Source organism: Mesorhizobium sp. M5C.F.Ca.ET.164.01.1.1 (assembly GCF_004792125.1).
Taxonomy (GTDB): Bacteria; Pseudomonadota; Alphaproteobacteria; order Rhizobiales; family Rhizobiaceae; genus Mesorhizobium; species Mesorhizobium wenxiniae.
Genome location: NZ_SRTG01000338.1, coordinates 1 through 331, shown reverse-complemented (window position 1 = coordinate 331; position 331 = coordinate 1). Strand labels below are relative to the sequence as shown.

Here is a 331-nt window from a genome sequence, read left to right as displayed (position 1 = left end):
GGGCCATCGGAGGGTTCTGCCTAAAACCGCCAAAAATTTTGAAACACCCATTCATCCGGCTCGAATTCAAAGGGATCGGCGATTTTTGGGTTATGGCTTGCAAGCATAGTTCAGCCCAGACAAGAACGCCTGATATCTTGTCGTTCACTGTCACCCTGCCAAATATGGTGCCGGTGACAACGGCAGTTTGGCGAGCAGAAGAATTCCCGAGACTGAGACGTTCTACGGCTTGGCCCATGTTCGCGCTCCTCCTCGATTGGAGACAGGATGGGCCATATGGAAGCGAATAAAAGGAGGTTGGTGACGAGTCTCGGTAGTGGAGTAGAAACGG

Annotated in this window: 1 protein-coding gene; it reads right to left on the bottom strand. The window is 52.0% G+C overall.

Annotated elements, in window-relative coordinates; translation table 11 throughout:
• A partial coding sequence (locus EN807_RS36205; RefSeq protein ID WP_210240024.1) for a hypothetical protein occupies nucleotides 1-238 on the bottom strand: 238 nt, incomplete at its 3' end.
• Between the last annotated feature and the right edge of the window lie 93 nt (nucleotides 239-331).